Origin of the sequence: Aeromonas sp. 95A (assembly GCF_051919235.1) — a bacterium.
Taxonomy (GTDB): Bacteria; Pseudomonadota; Gammaproteobacteria; order Enterobacterales; family Aeromonadaceae; genus Aeromonas; species Aeromonas veronii.
This window is the reverse complement of record NZ_JBQBFC010000001.1, coordinates 3,833,524-3,854,657: the sequence shown is the minus strand read 5'-3', so window position 1 is coordinate 3,854,657 and position 21,134 is coordinate 3,833,524. Positions and strand designations below refer to the sequence as shown.

The 21,134-nt window shown below is 59.7% G+C and carries 9 protein-coding genes, 5 tRNA genes, 1 pseudogene and 3 riboswitches; of the genes and pseudogenes, 3 read left to right on the top strand and 12 right to left on the bottom strand.

The genetic code is table 11. The features are described from left to right. Nucleotides 1-26: 26 nt before the first annotated feature. A complete protein-coding gene (locus ACTG2U_RS17635) occupies nucleotides 27-722 on the bottom strand; it encodes an ABC transporter ATP-binding protein (RefSeq protein WP_439974862.1) in 696 nt (231 codons plus the stop codon). A 56-nt stretch (nucleotides 723-778) separates the two neighbouring features. Here ACTG2U_RS17635 and ACTG2U_RS17630 point away from each other — a divergent pair. Further along, nucleotides 779-1,389, top strand: a pseudogene (locus ACTG2U_RS17630) (arylesterase). 182 nt (nucleotides 1,390-1,571) lie between these two features. Here the strand turns inward: ACTG2U_RS17630 and ACTG2U_RS17625 are convergent. Beyond that, nucleotides 1,572-2,516 (bottom strand): chemotaxis protein CheV, encoded by a 945-nt coding sequence (locus ACTG2U_RS17625; protein WP_005335238.1) that lies wholly within the window; start codon nucleotides 2,514-2,516, stop codon nucleotides 1,572-1,574. A 139-nt stretch (nucleotides 2,517-2,655) separates the two neighbouring features. Beyond that, nucleotides 2,656-5,685 (bottom strand): glycosyl hydrolase family 18 protein, encoded by a 3,030-nt coding sequence (locus tag ACTG2U_RS17620; protein WP_439974861.1) that lies wholly within the window; start codon nucleotides 5,683-5,685, stop codon nucleotides 2,656-2,658. Nucleotides 5,686-5,800: 115 nt separating this feature from the next. Next, nucleotides 5,801-5,883: riboswitch (cyclic di-GMP riboswitch) on the bottom strand. Between the two features lie 293 nt (nucleotides 5,884-6,176). On the opposite strand from ACTG2U_RS17620, the gene ACTG2U_RS17615 reads away from it, so the two are divergent. Then, nucleotides 6,177-8,360, top strand: a complete 2,184-nt coding sequence (locus tag ACTG2U_RS17615; RefSeq protein ID WP_439974859.1) for an ExeM/NucH family extracellular endonuclease — start codon at nucleotides 6,177-6,179, stop codon at nucleotides 8,358-8,360. A gap of 171 nt (nucleotides 8,361-8,531) precedes the next feature. Here the strand turns inward: ACTG2U_RS17615 and ACTG2U_RS17610 are convergent. The 8 genes from ACTG2U_RS17610 to ACTG2U_RS17575 all read right to left on the bottom strand — a co-directional run bounded on the left by ACTG2U_RS17610 (nucleotide 8,532) and on the right by ACTG2U_RS17575 (nucleotide 17,520). After that, a tRNA-Ala gene (locus tag ACTG2U_RS17610) sits at nucleotides 8,532-8,607 on the bottom strand. A 34-nt stretch (nucleotides 8,608-8,641) separates the two neighbouring features. After that, a tRNA-Ala gene (locus ACTG2U_RS17605) sits at nucleotides 8,642-8,717 on the bottom strand. A 48-nt stretch (nucleotides 8,718-8,765) separates the two neighbouring features. Continuing rightward, a tRNA-Ala gene (locus tag ACTG2U_RS17600) sits at nucleotides 8,766-8,841 on the bottom strand. 63 nt (nucleotides 8,842-8,904) lie between these two features. Next, nucleotides 8,905-8,980 (bottom strand) — tRNA-Ala (locus tag ACTG2U_RS17595). A gap of 28 nt (nucleotides 8,981-9,008) precedes the next feature. After that, nucleotides 9,009-9,084: transfer RNA gene (locus ACTG2U_RS17590), tRNA-Ala, on the bottom strand. Between the two features lie 772 nt (nucleotides 9,085-9,856). Next, nucleotides 9,857-11,773, bottom strand: coding sequence for a glycoside hydrolase family 19 protein (locus tag ACTG2U_RS17585; protein WP_439974858.1), 1,917 nt, complete (start codon nucleotides 11,771-11,773; stop codon nucleotides 9,857-9,859). A gap of 79 nt (nucleotides 11,774-11,852) precedes the next feature. Then, complete coding sequence (locus ACTG2U_RS17580; RefSeq protein ID WP_439974857.1) at nucleotides 11,853-14,834, bottom strand: M66 family metalloprotease; 2,982 nt, start codon at nucleotides 14,832-14,834, stop codon at nucleotides 11,853-11,855. A 73-nt stretch (nucleotides 14,835-14,907) separates the two neighbouring features. Continuing rightward, entirely contained in the window at nucleotides 14,908-17,520 is a 2,613-nt protein-coding gene (locus ACTG2U_RS17575) for a glycosyl hydrolase family 18 protein (protein ID WP_439974856.1), read from the bottom strand. 104 nt (nucleotides 17,521-17,624) lie between these two features. After that, a riboswitch (cyclic di-GMP riboswitch) is annotated at nucleotides 17,625-17,712 on the bottom strand. A gap of 315 nt (nucleotides 17,713-18,027) precedes the next feature. Here ACTG2U_RS17575 and ACTG2U_RS17570 point away from each other — a divergent pair. Further along, the gene (locus ACTG2U_RS17570; RefSeq protein ID WP_439974855.1) at nucleotides 18,028-18,195 is read left to right on the top strand and encodes a hypothetical protein; all 168 of its coding nucleotides are present in this window, start codon (nucleotides 18,028-18,030) and stop codon (nucleotides 18,193-18,195) included. Between the two features lie 134 nt (nucleotides 18,196-18,329). On the opposite strand, the gene ACTG2U_RS17565 is transcribed toward ACTG2U_RS17570, so the two are convergent. Continuing rightward, nucleotides 18,330-20,924: a glycosyl hydrolase family 18 protein gene (locus ACTG2U_RS17565; protein WP_439974854.1), complete on the bottom strand. Its 2,595-nt coding sequence runs from the start codon at nucleotides 20,922-20,924 to the stop codon at nucleotides 18,330-18,332. A 103-nt stretch (nucleotides 20,925-21,027) separates the two neighbouring features. After that, a riboswitch (cyclic di-GMP riboswitch) is annotated at nucleotides 21,028-21,115 on the bottom strand. Between the last annotated feature and the right edge of the window lie 19 nt (nucleotides 21,116-21,134).

Sequence of the window (21,134 nt, the reverse complement as noted above, 5' to 3'; positions counted from 1 at the left end):
TCCCGCTTGACCCGCAGCTCACCCCGTTACACCACATCATGGGCCACCTCGCGATCCAGCCGACCCGCCGTCATGACCAGTTGCCGCTGGCAACGCTCGGCCAAGTGATGGTCATGAGTCACGACCACTAGCGTGGTGCCATGCTTGCGATTGAGTTCAAACAGCAGCTCGATCACTTTCTCGCCGGTCTTGCTGTCGAGGTTGCCGGTCGGCTCGTCTGCCAATAGCAGGCTGGGACGAGTCATAAAGGCGCGGGCGATGGCCACCCGCTGCTGCTCACCGCCGGAAAGCCGTGGCGGCAGATGGTGCAACCGCTCGCCAAGCCCGACCGCGGCCAGCAGCTCGCGAGCTCTTGGTTCGCAATCACGCTCGCCGCGCAGCTCGGCGGGCAGCATCACATTCTCCAGCGCCGTCATGGTCGGGAGCAGCAGGAACGACTGGAACACAAAGCCGATCTGCTCGGCGCGCAATCGGGCCCGCCCCTCCTCATCCAGCTCGCCAAGGGATTTGCCGAGGATCTCGATATCTCCCTGACTCGGCAGATCGAGCCCGGCCAGCAATCCCAGCAGGGTGGACTTGCCGGAGCCGGAGGCACCGACCAGAGCCACCGTCTCGCCACTATTGACTTGCAAATCGATCCCTTCAAGGATGGTGAGGCTTTCCTGGCCGAGGCGAACCGATTTGCCGAGGCCCTTGACGACAATAATGGGGGTTGAACTCATGCTCTGTATCCTTTGTTCCAATTCCTTGATGACAATCCATAGCGGGAGTTGAATTGATGGTGCGTATTCTGTTTGCCTTGTTCGTTGGCCTCGGCAGCCTGCTCTCGTCGGCTCAGGCCCAGACCCTGCTGGTGCTGGGAGACAGCCTGAGCGCCGGCTATCAAATGCAGGTTGAGCAGAGCTGGCCTGCCCTGCTCAACCAGAAATGGCAGGAGGAGGGGGAAAACACACCCTGCTCAATGCCAGCATCAGCGGTGAAACGACACAAGGGGCGCTGGCCCGTCTGCCCGCTCTGCTGAAGGAGCACAAACCGGACTGGCTGCTGATCGAACTGGGAGGCAACGACGGCCTGCGCGGCTTCGCACCGACCATTACCCGCCAGAATCTGGCCAGCATGATCGCGCTCGCCAAGGAGCAGCAGACCCGTGTGGTGTTGACCCAAATCCAGCTGCCCCGCAACTACGGTGCCCGCTATCTGCGCCAGTTCGAACAGATCTTTCCCGAGTTGGCCCAGGCTAACGATCTGCCCCTGCTGCCCTTCTTTATGGATGATATTGCGCTGCGCCCTGAACTTATGATGAACGATGGTATTCATCCCACCCCGGCGGCCCAGCCCCAAATCCGCGATAAAGTCGCCCGCTTTATGGAGCCGCTGCTCAGCCAATAAGCCCGCCGTCTATCACCAATATCCCATAACAAAATATCCCGCCAAAATCGGATGTTTTGAATGGTCGACGATCTCTGCTTGGCACCTTGATTCACCCAATCCATCGCCAATACCCAATAACAACACATCCCGCCGAAGCGGGATGTGTTGTTATTGATTTAGCATAACCGGCAGGCAGTTTCTCAGCTTTCCAGCACCTGACGCAGCCGCTCCTGGGCCACGCCGACCAGCAAGTCGGGCTGGAATTTGGAGATAAAGCGGTCACACCCCACCTTCTTGACCATGGCTTCGTTGAAGTTGCCGCTCAGGGAGGTGTTGAGGGTGATAAAGAGATCAGACATGCGCGGATCGCTGCGCACCTCGTGGGTCAGGCGGTAGCCGTCCATCTCCGGCATTTCGGCATCGGTGATCATCAGCAGGATCTCGTCGGTCACCTTCTTGCCAGCATCGCACCACCCCTTGAGCAGGGTCAGCGCCTGCAAACCATCCTGACACTCGATCACCTCAAGCCCAAGCTGGCCCAGGGTCTCGCGCACCAGATTGCGGGCGGTGCTGGAGTCATCGACGATCAGCACTTTGCGGCCATGCATCTCGGGCAGGATCTCCCGATCCAGCACCTCTTCAGAGATCCGGATGTCATAGGTGATGATCTCCGCCAGCACCTTCTCCACATCGATGATCTCGACGATCTGATCCACTCCATCTTCGGGAATGCGGGTGATGGCAGTGAGGTAGTTGGCGCGCCCGGCGGAGCGTGGCGGCGGCAGTATATCCTTCCAGGTCATGTTGACGATGTTGGCCACCTGCCCCACCAGAAAGCCCTGAATGGTGCGGTTGTACTCGGTGATGATGAGGTTGGATTCACTGTCGATGGGCATGGGACGCATGCCGATGGCGCTGCGCAGGTTGATCACCGGGATCGAGGTACCGCGGATATTGGCCACCCCGCTGATATTGTGATGGGAGCCCGGCATCTTGCTCAGATGGGGCAACTTGACCACTTCCCGTACCTTGAAGACGTTGATGGCGAACATCTGACGGGTGCCGAGACGAAACATCAACAACTCGAGTCGGTTTTCACCCACCAGTTGAGTTCGTTGATCAACGGAATCCAATATACTCGCCATACGCTGATATCCATCTGATTATTAATCGACTCTATTATAGAGGCTGCCCGCCAGGAAAGGCAGGCGCATTTTCAACCAGAGCGACCAACCAGACAAAAAAAGTGAGGCCGAAGCCTCACTTATCTCATTGATTTTAAAATCAATAGCTACAGACAGACTTCCAGCTGCCATCGGTTGCCTTGGGCTCGCTGCTGGTCCACCAGTTCGCCTGCCACACCACCTTGTTATGGGTAATGCGATCGCCGCCATTGGCATGATCCCCCTGTGGCCAGCTCGGATAGGCCTTGTAGGCCGCCGGATTGACGTTCTGGCTGCTGCAGCTGGTGCCCGGATTCTCGCCGCCACCCGAACCCAGCACGGCCTCCGGCAAGGTCGGGAACTCGGCCTTGAGACCAATGGTCTGGCTGCCGCTGATGATGCGCATACCGCTCGGCACGCCAGCGGCGGGCAGGTAGTAGGTCATGGCGACTTCAATCTCGGCCCCCGGCGCCAGAGTCTGCCAGCCCGGCAGGTTCATGGCGACCTTGTGGAAGTCCTTCTCGCCCGCAATGCCTTCCGAGTTGTCGTTGCCACCGCTCTCCACCACTTTCAGGCCCATGCCACTCTGATCCGTGATGGTGTCAGAGGTAGAGGTGGGCACCAGAAACTCGATGCGCGCGCCGCCCGGAATGGTCTGGGTCGACTTGTTGACCAGCTTGAGTTTCGGGTTGATCGGATAGTTGGAGTCCCCTTCCTTGAAGCCGGAGAGGCTGACCTGGATGTCGAGCTGGGCGCTCGGCGCGGCCAGATCGTTTTGCTTGGTGTTGTACGGGGTTGCCTTGGCAAACTTCTCATAAGCCAGGGTGGTCAGGGTACTGCCCATGCCGTACTCGTTCTTGGCCGGATCGAAGGCGTAATCACCCGCCATCTCCCAGAACATCACGCCACCCAGACCGCGCTTGATGATGTAGTCGAGCTTGTGGCCCATGGACTCTTCATCTTCGGTTGAGAGGAACACCTTCTTCTCTTCATTCCACAGCCAGGGCGCGTGGGCCTTGTCATCGTAGTAACGCACATACTTGCCCTGCATCACGTGAGCCGGATTGTTGGGATCCAGACCCCAGGCAGTGCCATAACTTGGCAATGTGGTGATGCCGAGGCTGGCCGCATTCTCCAGGTTTTTGGCATGCCACATGGGCACGGCGCCACCGCCGATCTCTTTGCCGTTCTTGTCGAGATCATGCCAGATGTTGTCGATGCCGACCGCCCCGTTGCCGCACGGAATGGTGCTGCCACCTGTGCCCGGCTGGCACTCGTTCTGGCTCGGCAGGGCTGCCTTGCCACCCAGCCCGTGACTGCCACCGCTTACCCCCTGCCAACCGCGGGTGTAATAGGGCACGCCAACGTTGATCTTGCCAGCCGCCAGCGCACCGCGGAAGTAGTGGGCAGACCAGGCGGCGTTGAGGTAACCGATACCGCCAAACTGGGTCTGGGTATAGACGCCCCAATGGGAGAGCTCGGGGTCAGCATTGTTGTCGAACAGGGCCGCGTTGTGACCGACAAAGTGGTTCCAGGCGCCGTGGAAGTCATAGGTCATCAGGTTGACGTAGTCGAGATACTGGGTGACCTGGAAGTTCTCCATCCCGCGCAGCAGATAGGCCGAGGCCGGTGAGGCGATGGTCAGCATATACTTGCGGCCATCTTCGTTACCGGCGTTGTCGAGCCGCGCCCGCAAGGTCTTCATCAGCACCTCGTAGTTGGCAAACAGCTTGGCCCGGCACTGGTTGGAGAGCGGGAAGTCGTTGGGGTTGCCCGCATCCTTCATCGAGGTGGGGTATTCGTAGTCGATATCGACCCCGTCAAAACCGTACTGGCGGATAAAACTCACCGCCGAGTCAGCCAGGGTATTGATACCGGCAACATTGACCGAGCAGTCACCCTTGGTAGTGGCGGTGTAGAAGCCGCGGGTATCGGCCCAGCCGCCGACCGAGATCAGGGTCTTCACGTCCGGATACTGCTTCTTGTACTTCGACAGCAGGTTGAAGTGGCCCTTGTAGGCGAATTCAGGATCCATCTCGGCACCCGGCACGCCATCCCAGGTCATCTTGGTGGCTGCATCGTCCACCTTGATGGTGTGGCTCTGCTCATCCACCGCCGCGAAGGCGTAGTTGATGTGGGTGATCTTGTTCCATGGAATATCGCTCACCAGATAGGCGGGCAGGCCGTTCTTGCCGGTGCGCCAGGAGGTGAAGTAGCCGATGACCCGGCGGGCATGGTCATCCCCCATGCACTCGTAGCCATCCGGGCGATAGATCTGGCGAATGTCACAAGAGAGGTTGCCACCGGTGGGCGGCAGCGCGGCCTCCTCGACATTGACGGTCACCGCCGCCGACTCGCCGCTCAGATTGGTCTTGTCAGTGGCCACCAGCTTGAGGGCGGCACTGCCTTTGACATCCGGCGTCCAGTTCACCTGCCAGGGGGCAGTGGTATCTTCGCCCACCTTCTTGCCGTCGACATAGAGCTCGACTTTGGCCACATCGTTGTTGGCATCGGTGACATTGCCGCTCACCGCCACACTACGACCCAGCGTCACCTTGGCGCCGCTGGCCGGGCTGCTGATGCTCGCCTTGGGCGCCTCCGGCGCCACCACGGCGGCGACGTTGAAGCTCGAATCCGCCTCGCTCAGTACCTTGCCATCTTTATCCAGCGCGCGAGCCTTGAGGGTATGGCCTCCCACTCCGGCGGCGCTCCAGCTGGCACTCCAGGGCGAGGCGCTGGCCGTGGCCACCAGCTTGCCGTCGACAAGGTATTCCACTTTAACCAGCGCCGTCACCGGGCCGCTCAAGGTCACCGCCAGCGCCACACTGCTACCTTCGTTGAAGCTGGCACCAGCAGCTGGCGAGCTGACGGCTACGCCGAGTGCAGGAGGAGGCACCTCGCCACCATAGGGCTTCCAGGCATCTGCCCAGACCACCCCCACCCCCGGCTCATAGTGATAGGGGGATGCCCCGCACCAGCCTGAATAGGGGAATTCTTTGCACTCGTAGAGGGCACCGACGTTGCTGACGATATCGCCAGCCTTGTAGGCAGTACCGGATTTATAGGCGGGATAAGCGGCCTGAGCCCAGGCGGGCGCAGCCGCAAGGGCGACCAGCATGGCAAGCCTGCTGGGTCTGAAGAGCTGTTGCATATTGTTATCTTCCTTGTTTTGTCTTGGCTTGGTCACCAAGGCAAAGAACAATCGCAACCTGCATGATGGGCGCAGACAACTGGCAATGGACCTGCCACAAAAACCACCCCTCACCCAGGGAAACCCCGCTATCTGGATCCACGATCGAGACCGGAAGCATTGCGCCCCGACATCACTGCCGGTTTGCCCTTTACCTGGGTTCCGTGAGGAACGAACCCAGTATAGGAAGGCGACAAGATCCCCTCAATCTTTATTCTCAAAGAGAATTATCCCCTGCCACGAAAGCGTCATGATCACAGGGTTAAAATTGATTGAATTATCAACAAAATCATATCGTTACTGGGATCATAAAAACGCTTTCCCGCACCTTCCCAGATTCATTTAATGTGCGTTGGCTCACTGGTATGACATGCCAGAAATGTGACAATGCGCGCCCTTGGTCAACGAGCCAAGGCTATGGAATCACTGGCAAAAATAAAAAAGGAACACCTATGAAAGGTACTCGTACCCTGCTGTCGCTGGCCGTGGGGCTGGCACTTGCATCCTCAGGCGCCCATGCGGCATTTGTCTGCCCGTCCGATCCGGCTCAACTCACTCCCATCCCGACCATTCAGGGCACAGGCTCCGCCAGCGCGCTGGCCACCCAGACCGTGACCGACAAGAACGGTAACGTGACCGGTAAAATCAGCACGGGCACCTTCAACGTTCGCGGTATCGTGACGACGCTGGGCCAAAGCCTGACCAAGGGTTTCTATCTGACAGACCCGGTGGGCGATGGCAATCCAGCCACCTCTGATGGCATCTTTGTCTATCTGAACGACAAGGACTTCGCGACCAAATATAAAGACATCAAACCGGGGGCTGAACTCTGCCTTGAAGCCAAGGTCGAGGAGTATTACGGCGGCACCCAGCTCAAACCCACCTTCGAATCCAACAAAGCCCGCCTGCAAGTCACCGCACAAGGGCTGAATGTGCCGACCAGCGTACTACAGGTCAATGAAGGGGAGACGCTTGCGCAAGCGCTCAATCGCCACGAAGGGATGCGGGTACGTCTCGACAGCAGCAGTGACCTGCACCTGACACGCAACTACGGCTTCGACTACAAGGTCTATCGCAACAACGTAGAGTTGGCCCACAAAACCCCGCTGATCAAACCGACCCAACTTCATGTCGCCAGCAGTGCGGACGCTGTCGCACTGGCCACCAAAAATGGCAGCAACCGTCTGGTGGTCGAGTCTGATTACAAAGCACCGGATGGCGTACTGCCCTGGTTCCCGAGCTGGGATGCCGATCAGGGATATCTGCGTATCGGCGATCAACTGACCGGGCTGGAGGGGGTGATCGTATACAACAAGGATGCCTTCCGTCTGGTGGTACCGAGCGATGTCACCCTGACTGCCGGCGCCCTGCTGCGCAGCCCTGAAGAGGATCGTCAAGACGCGCCGGCTCGCCTCGCTGGCAGCGATCTGCGGATCGGCAGCTTCAACGTGCTCAACTACTTCACCAGCCACTCCAGCATTGGCGGCGCACTCAATATCCTGTGCAAGGATCAGGCGGATGCCGATAACGCCAAAGGTTGCAACCGGGGTGCCAAGAGCCAGCCCGAGTTCGAGAAGCAGCGCACCAAGATCGTCAATGCCATTACCGCAATGGATGCCGATCTGCTTGGCCTGATGGAGATGGAGAACAACGGCTTCGAGGATAACTCGGCCCTCCACAATCTGGTGACCCGCCTCAACGAACAGCAGAAGGATGCGAGCAAACACTACGCCTATGTGCGTCTGCCGGTCACTGCCCTTACCGATGGCAAGTTCTTCGGCGGCGACGCCATCATGGTGGCGATGATCTACCGCCCTGCCCTGCTCACCCCCAGCGGAGATGCCAGCGTCATCAAGCTGCCGGAGCAGCGCTACACCACTGGTGGTGTAGCCAAGACAGCTGGTCAGCGCGACTCGCTGGTTCAGACCTTCACCCTCGCCAAGAGCAAGGAGCCGCTGACGCTGGTGGTCAACCACCTCAAATCCAAGGGGTCAGGCTGCTACGAAAATGGCGATGGCAAGACAGAACCGGCCGACCTGCAAGGCAAGTGCACCGAGTTCCGGGTCTCTGCCGCCAAGGTGCTGGGTGAGGCGGTCAGTAAACTGCCAGGCCAGGTGTTGCTGGTAGGCGACTTCAACTCCTACGCCAAGGAAGATCCGATCCGGGTACTGACCGACTACAACCCGGCCACCAGCGAGCGGAAGATCGTATCGGCCTCCCACACCTTTATCGGTGAGCAGTCCTATGAACAGCTCGGTCGCGAAGTGACTCGCAGCTACGGCCTGATCGATCTCAACGTCAAATTCAACAAGGAGAAAGCCATCTCCTACAGCTACGACGGGGAGCTGGGCACCCTGGACTACGCCCTCGCCAACCCGGCGCTGGCCAGCAAGGTGGCAGGTGTCGCCGACTGGCACATCAACTCCTTCGAGAGCTCCCTGTTCGAGTACGGCAGCCAGTACACCGGCACCCTGCTCAAGTCTGACAACCCCTTCAGTGCCTCTGACCATGATCCCATCATCGTCGACCTGAGACTGGAGAGCGATGCCACCAAACCGGACACCTCCTCAGGCGGTGGTGCACTGGGACTCGGCCTGCTGGCCCTGCTGCCGCTGGCCTGGCGACGTCGCCGTTAACCACAGGCGCATTTGAATAGTGCAAGCAAAGCCCGCAACTCTCGCGGGCTTTTTCAATCAGGTCATTGGATTTACAAATGAAAGGCGCGGACGTATGGAGAAAATAAATGATGGAGAAAACAAAAAGGCCACCGTGATGCGGTGGCCTTATTGCTTCTTGTAACAAGAATTTGGTGGAGCTACGCGGGATCGAACCGCGGACCTCTTGCATGCCATGCAAGCGCTCTCCCAGCTGAGCTATAACCCCGATTTGTGTGAATGACCGGCAGTCACTCTGAATTTGGTGGAGCTACGCGGGATCGAACCGCGGACCTCTTGCATGCCATGCAAGCGCTCTCCCAGCTGAGCTATAACCCCAAATTCGGTACTGAATGAATGGTTCTGGCGGCCATTCATCCTAAATAATGGTGGAGCTACGCGGGATCGAACCGCGGACCTCTTGCATGCCATGCAAGCGCTCTCCCAGCTGAGCTATAACCCCACAAAGGTCGGCTTGGGTGATACACACCACATTGCCCTGGGTATTCAATCACAATCAAGAATCTGGTGGAGCTACGCGGGATCGAACCGCGGACCTCTTGCATGCCATGCAAGCGCTCTCCCAGCTGAGCTATAACCCCTTTGATTCCAGATTGTTCGAGGAGAATTTGGTGGAGCTACGCGGGATCGAACCGCGGACCTCTTGCATGCCATGCAAGCGCTCTCCCAGCTGAGCTATAACCCCAACTCACCTCGGCGCCACCGAAGTTATCTCCGGCAACGGAGGCGCATGATAGGCATCACCCGCTTTGCTGTCAACCCTAAAATAACCGCGACTGATTCGTTTAGTCAAAATTGCAGCAGTTCGCTGTTTTTACCAGCAAGGCGCGTGCTATCTCTCTGTTTTATGTCACAAATCGGCTCAAGCACCTATACAGGAGAGGCCGTGCAGCAAGCCTCTTTCCCCGTGCAACGCCCCCGCTCTCAGGCATCTTTTGCAGGCTGATCGTCAGCTTCTCCCCCGTCACCTCGGGAAAGCCTTTCCATAAAGGGCATTGCATTTGAAAACCCTTCCCATGATTTTTGTAAATTTACAACACAGAAAGTTGATCTGGCTCACAAATGACCATAGGATCAAACCGTGACCCAGGTCACACACCATAACCATAAATGACTGAGCGATGAGGTAAACCATGTTTGAGAATCTGGCAGTCCTGTTCCACCTGCGCGGTGCAACTACCAAGAACGGCGTTGTAGAGAAAGATGCCTATGCCCCCTCCACCCGTGAATACTACTTCCGCTACGGCAAATAATTGCTGAAAGCCTTTCACGGAAAATGTAATAAAATAACAACACACATCATCACACAGCCCTTTCGAGGCGCTGTCCTGTCCGGGCCAGATGTTCCACGGCCAAACCTGAACTCCACCAAACAAGAATGGGGCCCGCAGGCCCCATCTTTTATTGCACCAGATAGTGCGCAGGCTTGTCGGCAAGCCTTGTAACCCTGAAACGGCTCAGAGCTTGATCCAGGCATCGGCCCAGGCCGTACCCTTGCCCGGCTCATAAGCCCAGGCAGCACCTGCACACCAGCCGGTGTAGGGGTGCGGTTTGCACTCGTAGCTGGCACCGCCGTTGCTGACCCGCTCGCCCGCCTTGTAGGGAGTCCCCTCTTTATAGGCCGGATAGTCAGGCGGCGTCACGCCCCCCTCCTCCCCTTTCACCAGCAGGCTATGGGTAGTGCTGCGGCTCAGATTACCTTCATCTGTGACCGTCAGTTTGATCTCCAGCTTGGTATCGCTGGCCGGCTTGGGCAGAGTCAACTCCAGCGTCACCTGCTCCAGCGCAGGCGCAGAAGCTCCAGCCGGGACAGTCCAGGCATAAGAGAGTGGCTTGCCTTCCGGATCGCTGGAGTGCTGGCCAGAAAGGGTCACCTTGCTGCCACCTTCGGCCTGCGCCGGGCCGGTGATATTGGCCACCGGTGGCAGGTTGGTGCCACCGCCGTTATCCTCGATCACCACCTCCGGATAGAAGTGCTGAACGCAGCGGCTGTAATCCCCCTCCTTGAAGGCACTGAAACGGGTCTGGTAGCCCACCAGCTTGCAAGCGTAACTCTTGCCGCCGTTGGGGTTCTCTGCCACATAGCTCCAGTCCTGCTCCCAATAGATGGGCAAGGCACCGGCGCCATTGTCGTCAAACACCTTCATGTTCTTGCAACCCAGCACTTCGTCGGATGGCACCGCCACCCCGAGGTAGTTGGCAAACTCGCGGTAGTAGTTGATGCGGTTCTGGGACTGGGCGTGCTCGACCGGGCCACCGCACTCCACCCCACCGTTGATGATCTGGGTGGTGACTCCGAAGCCCGGCACCAGACCGTTCTGCTTGTCATGGTCATTCGGCTGCCAGGTGCCATCGATGACATGGAGCATGGAGGGCTTGGGCGGCTGCGGATAGGTATAGAAGAACACCGCACTGGCGAGGTTCAGCCAGGTGTCGGCCACCAGATCGGGGCGGTCGAGCAGGGTGCGCACCGTGCCGAACATCGCCTCGGAAAAGGGGCCGTAGTTGTAGTTGTAGGAGAGCTGCTTGGCGCCGCGGCCAAAGTAGCTCTTGAACTCGCCATTATCGAACGTACCGCACGGCCACTGCTGACCCTGCCACACATCCGGGCGGCACTCGGCGTTGTAACCGCCGCGCATGGTCTCATTCCATCCCATCTCGCGCACGTAGACCAGCGCCTGACGCCACTCGGCCTCCGGGCGCCAGTTTTCATGGCCACCGGTCTCCTGGGCGAAGTGGGCGAACATGGTTGCCAACGTCTTGCGGCAGATGGCATCGGCATCGCGGCCATCGCTGTAGTCGCTGCACAGGGCAGGGAACTTGGCCGCCGCTTGCAGCAGGCCGCGATAGGTGTACTCGGGGGCGCGCAGCGGGAAGAGGTAGTTGAACTGGCTCTCGCTCAGCAGGCTTTCGACCCGCTTGACGTTGCCCGGGTTGTCGACACGGCCCGGCAGCACAGCTTCTACGACCAGATTGTCACGGGTCGCGATGGAGGCCTTGACCGCTTCCATCGCCGGGAAGTCGGTCAGCGCCTTCTCTTTGGCATCCAGCTCGGCCTGACTCATATAGACGGGGGTAGTGTTGCCATCCGGCGGAGTTGGCGTCGGCGGATTGGGCTTGTCATCGCCACCGGTATCCGGCGGGGTCACTTCCCCTTCGCCGACAAGCTTCCACGGGGTATCCCACTCATTGGCGGCCGCCATGCCCGGAGCCTGACCCGGGTTGACCCACCACTTGGCCTCGAAAACCTGGCCGTTGTAATTGACCTGACTGCCGCCCGGATAGGATTTGTTGATGTCGTATGCCTCGGCCGCCCACAGGTGGCCGCTCAGCATCATGCCGGCAAGCAGAAGGGTGATGCGGTTTTTTTTCATTATTGTTGCTCTCTATGGTTTTGTGGCAAAAGGCAGAGCCCGCCTGAACAGGCTCCGCCATCTTCATCATGGACTCAACCTAGGGGCAGCTTGCCGCCCCGACATCCAGCCAGACATCGTGCTTGCCCGGCTCGTTACCCTGAGTCCACCACTTGGCCTTCCACTGACGGCCGTTGTGGTTGGTCAGCTCCGCGCCGTTGTAGGCAACGGTCGCGCTCCAGCCCAGATCAACCTGACTCGCCAGCGCCCACTGATCGGCACTGCGGCTCGGCGCATTGCCCTGAGTCCAGTACTTGGCACGCCATACCAGCTGGTTGTGGCTCACCTTGTCACCGCCGTTGTAGACCTTGCTGGCCTGCCATGCGGGAACATTCGCCGCTTCCGGATCTGTGGTGTTGCAAGAGCCGTCGACCACGGGCTCCAGCGTCAGCACGACGCGCCCTTCGCTCTGATGTACCCCATCCGAGACGCTCACACTCAGCTCATGCTGCTCGCTGGTGGTGACAACTGGCGGTAACAGACGCAGGTTGGCACTGGTCTCGCCGTCCGCCTGCCAGCCAGCTGGGAAGTGCCAGCGGTAGCTCAGCGCATCGCCCTCGGGATCGCTCGCCTCGGCAGTGATGGTCAGCCACTCACCGCCGATGCCGCCAAGCTGCGCCGGTACGGTCACCACCGGAGGCTGGTTTTCCACCACGCCCTGCTCCAGCGGCCGCCCGTTGACGGTAAAGGAGAGGGTCTGCTGCGGTGGCAGCAAGCTCTGCTGTACCAGTGTCTGGCCACGACACTGGATGGTGGCGCGGCCGGGCTCGCTGGCGGTGGGCAGGTTGATGTGGAACTTGTTCATGACGCTGCTGGCCGCCCGGTGATTGGCTAGCCTGAAGCGCTGCAGACCATCGCGAGTCTCCACCTGCAACTGGCAGTCACTGCCGGACAGGGTGTTGCTGTCATCCGGATAGGTGAAGCCGTAGGCGCCATGCAGCGCCGGATAGATGTAACTGGGCAGACTCCCCTGCGGGTCGTAATAGCCCACCAGGGTGGTCACCGGCACGCCGAACTGCTCCGGCTTGCGCGCAACCTTGGTATCGATGAGGGAGACCTCCACCCAGCTCTGGCCATCCGAGGTGAAGCTCTTCTTGAAGCCCCGGTTCACCACAATTTCCTTGCCGTTGATAAAGAGGCGACTGTTGTAACCGGCCCCATGATCGATGGTCAGACTGCGCCCACGGTTGTCCGCAGAGGCAACCGGCACCCGGATATCACGAGTCCAGCGTCCATCCCACATGGCAACCCTGACCAAGCCGTAATCCGCCAGCAGGGCACTCAGTCCGGCCTCGCTCAGGGCATCCATGGGAGCATCGACCTTCTCGATCCCCTCGATTGTGTGCTGATAGGGCTCCATTCTGGCCGTCGCACTGTTCCACTTGCTAAAGCCGGTGGCCGAGTTGGCATCGAACACCGCCTTGCTCTCCAGAAAACGCTGGATGATGGCGGCGGAATTGGGGGTATAGAGGGTGAAACGGTTGGCGCCGGAGAGGGGGCTGCCACCCGCCATTGCATCGTAGCCAAACTTGCGGCCATCGAACGGTGGCTGGCACTGGCCATCCAGACAGGCATCCTCATTGGTGCGGGTCGGCGAGAAGTTGGGGATGAAACGGTGTTTGTCACTGTCCCAGCCCCAGCTGGAGTTGAGCTGATCGGCACTGCGATGAACCGAGCCACGGAAGCCATCCACATAGTGGCCAAGGCCGAAGTTATGGCCCACTTCGTGGCTGAACTCATTGCCCAGCGAATCATCCAGCGTGACGATACCACCGCCACCGGAGCCACCGTGCACCTGAACCCCATTGGCATATTTGCCGCGGCTGTTGTGCGCCGTCAGCTGGGCCACCACAAAGGGATGGCTCCCCTCCCCTTCACCGGCACTACTATTGATGCCGTAGTTGGCATTGTCGATGCCGTGGGAGATAAGCTCCTTGCCGATGCGCTGGCGCATGGTGCCGCCATGCCAACCCCCCTCGCTCGGGTCAAAATCGGTCAGCAAGGTGCCATTGGGCAGCATCACCTCAGGCAGGGAGAGCGGTGCATACTGACTGACGATCAACCGGCTGGCCGGGATGGTCTGGAAGTATTCGCGATGGGCCTCCTTGTCATTGGCAAAGGCAAAGCGATCCCGTGGCGTGGTGAGCATGCCGATGTCGATGGTGTGCAGCAGCAGCTCGCCGGGGGCGCCGACTTTGATATCACGCAGTTCACCACTGAGGTTGCCCTGTCGAACGGAGAGGTTCAGCCCGGGCTGGCTCCACCCGGCAGGCAGCTCGCCACTCCAGGTATTCGGGGCATAGGTGATGCGGTTGTTCTCCAGCTCCCCCTCACGGAACCACTGCCCCTTGGCAAACTTGAACTGCAGGGTCTGGCCACGGGAGACGGTCACCTGTCGCTCGCCATAGAAGGCCGTCGAGTTATAACCAGCGCTAGAGCGGATCCGCACCATCTTGCCCTCCAGCTCCGGGCTCACGGGCAGGTAGATATCCCGAACCCAGCGGCCGTCGGCGGTCTGGATCTCCACCAGCGCGCGACCAGTCAGCCGCTCCTTGAGGAAGGCGCCGCTCTTGTCGCTCAGTTTGGCCAAATCAGCACTGCTGCTGATGATGGCACTGCTGCCGCTCTCCGGGACGAAGCTCACTCCGCCTTCGGGAACCCCCGCGAGGTGGTAGACCGTCTCGGGCAGCGCCGATGGCGGCGACAAGGTCAGGGTGCCAAGCAGCTTGCCGCTGCCGTCACGGGCCTCCACCGTCATGGGGGTCACCCCGTCGGCCTGGAGTGGTTTCACCAGCAGCAGGCTCTTGCGCAGGCTGGTCAGGATGGGTTGGCGATCCCCCTCTTTGGGATAGGAAGGCAGGATCTGGCTCTGGGCAAACTGCACGCTGGCAGCCAAGCTACCCGCCAGATCGCTTTGCGGTGTCGTGTCATTGAATATCAGGGGCGAGGTGGCGGCAGACAGGGGGCCAGCCGCCAGGGTTGCCATGATGAGGGCAGCGATTCGGGTCACATTTGTGGTCATTGTCGGGTTCTCGTTCATATTGCTACCGGGAATGAGGGGCATGTCGCCATGCCCCGTCATCGGTGAGGAGGCCTCAGTTACAGCTTGCTGCCCCGATATCCAGCCAGACATCGTGCTTGCCCGGCTCATTGCCTTGAGTCCACCACTTGGCCTTCCACTGACGGCCGTTGTGGTTGGTGAGATCCCCGCCCTTGTAGGCAACGGCAGCGTTCCAACCCAGATCAACCTGACTCAGCAGCGCCCACTGATCGGCGGCGCGGCTCGGCTCATTACCCTGAGTCCAGTACTTGGCCTGCCATACCAGCTGGTTATGGCTCACCTTGTCACCGCCGTTGTAGACCTTGCTGACCTGCCATGCGGGAACGTTGGCCGCTTCCGGATCTGTGGTGTTGCAAGAGCCCCCTTCACCGCCTTCGTTGACTGGCGTGACGGTGAGACGGGTGGCCGCGTTGGCGTCGAGTGCGCCATCGGAGACGGTCACAGAGAGGTCATAACCGGTTTCGGTATCCACCGCCGGGCCGGTGACCACCAGGGTGGCGCTGTTCTGGCCGGTCGCCGTGATACCGGCAGGCACTTGCCATTGATAGACCAGCTCGTCGCCATTGGGGTCGGATGCCTTGGCGGTGATGGTCACCTGCTTGCCCTCTTCCACCTTGACGCTGGTAGGCAATGTGACCACTGGTGGCAGGTTGGGCTGTGGCGCCTTGTTGGTCACCACCACCTCATCCCTGGCGGTCAGTTGATGGTCATCGGTCACCGTCAGTTCGAATACCAGGGCGGTATCGGCACTGACGGCATTCACATCGACCCGCACCTTGGCCTGCGTGGTATCACCCAGCACGGCTTGCGGACCGGAGACCTGCTTCCAGCTGTAGGTCAGGGAGCCTTTTTCCGGATCATGGGAGGCTGAGCCATCCAGCGTCAGGGTAGCCGGGCCGGTCACCGCCACATCGCTGCCCGCGTTGGCGACCGGCGGCTTGTTGGCTGGCGGAGTGACCCCTTCACCGTGACCGAGACCTTCATGCATGGCGTTAAGGATGTCGCCATTGTCGGCATCGATCTCCCAGGAGAAGAGGCCGCCCAGCTTGTTGGCCAGCACGTATTGGCCTTTCGCCTTGACCGAGCGCTCGTCGTCATAGGTGATCAGCTCGCCGGTGGAGGGCTTGAACAGGGTGGCCGCTTCGGCAGTCTCGTCGTAGTTGTACTCCCAGCCTGCGCCCATATGGCTGTTGACGATGTGGCGATAATCCAGCACGCCATCTTCCCAGGTGCCCTTGATCTTGCCGGTGGCGGTGCCGGTGAAGGGATCGTTGCCCTGATAGCCGCTCACCCCTTTCCAGCCGCGACCGTAGGCGGCGGCACCGATCACCAGCTTCCCGGAGTCGACCCCTTGCGCCAGCAGTTGCTGTACCGCTGCATCAGTGTTGTAGCGCTTGTTGGCCGAGCCGTTGGTGGCCTGATAGAGGTTGGCCTGATGACCCAGGGAGGTATTGCTCCAGGCACCGTTGTAGTCGTAGCTCATCACGAAGAGGTGGTCCATGTACTGCTGGGCAGCCTTGTAATCCACATCCTCAATCTTGTCGTAACCGGCCCCGATGGCGGAGGTGAGCTGATAGGTGCGACCGGTCTCGGCCTCCAGCTCGTCGAGCATGGCGCGCAGATCCTTCATGATCAGCACATAGGTTTCCCCATCTTTGGTCTTGTCCCCCAGATTGGGGTTGGCACCGTCGCCGCCCGGGAACTCATAGTCGATGTCGACACCGTCGAAGAACTTCCAGGTCTGCAGGAACTCCTTGACCGAGGCGACGAACACGTCACGCTTGGCCTTGTCATGCATGAAGAAGAAGGGGTCGGAAAGGGTCCAGCCACCGACGGAGGGGAGGATCTTCAGGTCCGGATAAGCCTGCTTGAGAGCCATCAGATTGCCGAAGTTGCCCTTGTAGGGCTCATCCCAGGCGACCAGTGACCCCTGCCCTTTTTGCAGCGCAGCCCAGGGATCGTGAATGGCGACCTGGAAATCCTTGCGCCCGGCACAGGCACGTTGCAGCGCCTGGAAGCTGCCGGCAATCTCTTTGAGGCTGTCGTTGAGGCCATCACCGCCACAGATCGGGGTGAAGCCATAGAGGATATGGGTCAGGTTCTGGGCCGGCAGCTTGTCCACGGTGAAGTTGCGATCATAGACCCCCCACTCCACATAGTAGGTACCGACCACCTTGCCGGACTTGTTGACATAGGGTTTGTTATTCTCCTGCAGGGCAGGCTTGAGCGGCGCAAGGTGGCTGCCATCGGTATCGGCGACCACGATCTCCTTGGCATCAGACAGGGTGCAGCCATCGCCGTTGCATAGCGCGACCTGCATCTGATAGCGGCCCCCCTTGTGCACCTTGAAGGTGGCGGTACCCGCGGCGGAAGAGGGACCGGACCAGACTTCCTTGCCATCCAGCAGCACCTTGGCACTCTGGCCAATATCGCCGTTCCAGAGATTCCAGGTGACGGTCACATCGGCGCCATCCTTCACCTTGACCAGCTCGTTATAAGCGGTCGCGGACTGGCTGATTTCGACGATGGCAAACTTGGTGGGGCCCCAACCGATGGCGGGTTTGCCGGGAGCTGCCGCATAAGCGGCGGAGGAGGCGAGCAGGGTACCGACCATCATGGCCAGCAGTGCGGGTTTTGGACTTAGCATATTGCTTTCCTTTTCGTTTCGTTATGGGAAAAACGAAAGGGCAACGCAACACGACAGGTGACACAAAAACGGCCACCCCTTGGCAAAGGCAGCCTGCATTCTACTGTGGTGGCCCCGCTATCCTAGGTCGTCTTGACCCTTAGACCGGAAGCTTTGCGTCCCGACTTTTCAATCGGTTTGCCCTTGTCACAACGTTATTTCTGGCGATAAATAATCGCCGATTGACTGTAGGGTAATTCTGATAAGTAAGCAAATCGGACCATTGCCAGCCCACCAGTTACCAACCCCGACAATTACCGACTTTCAAGAAATTAATGTTTAAAAAACAGCCGGATATGCAGAGATAATCTCATCACCTCCAACCAGATACCTCACACCATTTTTTTGATCTGCATCACACCAAATTGAGAAAAATCAATGAGTAAGAACAATATGCGACAAAAGACCCATCTGTATCGCAACTAATGAATTTATAATCGCCGCTTTGCATGGCCAGCAGGTGTCTTCATGCCCAACGAACTGCCCTCACGCACCCGGTTATCCAGATACGACAAATTTGTTCGTTTGACGATTTATGCCTTGCCACTGGCCGGGATGATCTGGCTTATCAACAGCCTCAATGGCTGGCAAAAAGCAGCGTGCGGCACAGATACCAGCTATCGGGGAGAGCATTAATCACTAGGCAGGAGTGAGCACTTTGCAGGGACACGAGAGAAGCTGGGGGAAACCGGTTGGCAGACCCGCCAGAATGTGGCGAAGCGGGGAGAAAAAATGGGGCATGACCGGCATGCCCTGCCACCATTCAATGCTTATTTACAGCTGGCGGCCCCCACATCCTGCCAGACGTCGTGTTTGCCGGGCTCATTACCCTTGGTCCAGTACTGCGCCTTCCACTGACGGCCGTTATGGGTGGTGAGCTCGCCACCGTTGTAGGCCACATTGGCATCCCAACCCAATTGCACCTTACTCACCAGCAGCCACTGATCCGCAGTGCGGCTAGGCTCGTTGCCCTGGGTCCAGTACTTGGCCTGCCATACCAGCTGGTTGTGGCTCACCTTGTCGCCGCTGTTATAGGTGCTGGCCGCTTTCCAGACTGGCCAGTTGGCCGCATCCGGATCGGTCGCCGTGCAACCACCGCCACTGCTGGCCGGTTTGACCGTCAGACGGGTTGCCGCGCTGGCATCCAGCCCGCCGTCGGAGACGGTGACGCTGAGGTCATAGCCGGTGTCGCTGGTGACGCTCGGGCCAGTCACCACCAGGGTGGCGCTGTTCTGGCCCGTTGCGGTGATGCCTGCCGGCACGCTCCACTGATAGGTCAACGGATCACCGTTCGGATCAGAGGCGGTCGCCTTGATGGTCACCTGCTTGCCCGCTTCCACAGAGGCCGTGGCAGTTACACTCACCACCGGTGCCAGATTGGCTTGCGGCGCCTTGTTGGTTACCACCACCTGATCCTTGGCACTCAACTGCTGGTCATCGGTCACCGTCAGCTCGAACACCAGATTGATGTCGGCGGACACGGCATCGAGTACAACCCGGGCCTTGGCCTGAGTGGCATCGAGCAGGGCAGCCTGCGGGCCGGAGATCTGCTTCCAGCTGTAGCTGAGCGCGCGGTTTTCCGGATCGTGTGAGGCCGACCCATCCAGCGTCACCTCGGTCGGGCCGGTCACCTTGAGGTCACTGCCCGCGTTGGCCAGCGGCGGCTTGTTGGCTGGTGGAGTCGTTCCCTCGCCGTGGCCCAGCCCCTCGTGCATGGCGTTGAGGATGTCACCGTTGTCGGCATCGATCTCCCAGGAGAAGAGGCCACCGAGCTTGTTGGCCAGCACATACTGCCCCTTGGCCTTGACCGAGCGATCGTTGTCATAGGTGATGAGATCGCCGGTCGCCGCCTTGAACAGATAGGGCGCCTCGGCCACCTCGTCATAGCCCTTCTCCCAGCCCGCCCCCATCCGGTTGTTGACGATGTCGCGGTAATCCACCACCCCGTCCTCCCAGGTGCCTTTCACCTTGCCAGTCGCCTTGCCGGTGAAGGGGTTGTTGCCCTGATAACCGCTCACCCCGGTCCAGCCACGGCCATACATGGCGGCACCGACCACCAGCTTGCCCGGTTCAACCCCCTGCGCCAGTAGCTGATTGACCGCCTTGTCGGTGGTGTACTTGGTATCGGGATCCCAGCTCGCCGCATAGAGGTTGGTCTGGTGACCCAGCTCGGTGTTGCTCCATGCGCCGTTGTAGTCGTAGGTCATCATGAAGATGTGATCCATGTAGGGCTGGGCCGCCTTGTAGTCCACATCCTGGATCTTGTCGCCCCCCGCCCCGATGGCCGAGGTGAGCTCATACTGGCGACCGGTCTCGGCCTCCAGCTCGTCGAGCATGGCTCGCAGCTCCTTCATCAGGGCCACATAGGTGGCACCATCGCTCGGGCTGCCCAGTTTCGGGTTGGCGCCCTGTCCGCCCGGGTACTCCCAGTCGATATCCACACCGTCGAAGAACTTCCAGGTCTGCAGGAACTCTTTCACCGAGCCGACAAACACGTCACGCTTGGTTTTGTCACCGAGGAAGTAGAAGGGGTCGGAGAGGGTCCAGCCGCCGACCGAGGGGAGGATCTTGAGGTTCGGATAGGCCTGCTTGAGCGCCATCAGAGCGCCAAAGTTGCCCTTGTAGGGCTCGTCATGAGCAGTGAGGTTGCCTTGCGGCATCTGGATGGCGGCCCAGGGATCGTGCATCGCCACCTTGAAGTCGGCCCGGCCGGCACACGCCCGTTGCAGCGCCTGGAAGCTCCCTTCGATCTCCTTGAGGCTGTCGTTGAGGCCATCCCCGCCGCAGATGGGGGTGAAGCCATAGAGGATATGGGTCAGGTTCTGGGCCGGGATCTTGTCGACCGTAAACTTGCGGCCATAGACCCCCCACTCCACATAGTAAGTCCCCACCACCTTGCCGGACTTGTTGGCGTAGGGCTTGTTGTTCTCCTGCAGCGGCGCCTTGAGTGGCGCCAGATGGCTGCCGTCGGTATCGGCGACCACGATCTCCTTGGCATCAGAGAGGGTACAGCCATCGGCGTTGCACAGCGCCACCTGCATCTGGTAGCGCCCCCCTTTCTTCACCTTGAATTTGGCGCTGCCCGCCGCGGCCGAGGGGCCGGACCACACCTCCTGACCATTGAGCAGCACCTTGGCACTCTGGCCCAGATCACCGCTCCAGAGGTTCCAGTTCACCTCCACATCGGCGGCATCCTTTACCCTGACCAGATTGTTGTAGGCAGTGGCCGCCTGATCGACTTCAACGATGGAAAACTTGGTGGGGCCCCATCCGATGGTCGGCTTGCCGGGCGCCGCAGCATAAGCGGACGAGGCGCAGCACAGACCGACCGCGAGGGCCAGCATGGTAGGCTTTGGACTTAGCATTTTTTATATTTCCCTATTTCGTTATGTTGGCAACGAAAAGGGTTACGCCCTGACAGGTAACGCAGACGGCAGTGCGGCCTCTTGGCAAAGGTGCACAACAACCTGTGGTGGCCCCGCTATCTCAAGTACGGCTCATCCCTGGACCGGAAGCTTTGCGTCCCGATCTTGCGATCGGTTTGCCCTTCGGTTACTTCATTTGCGATGCAAAAA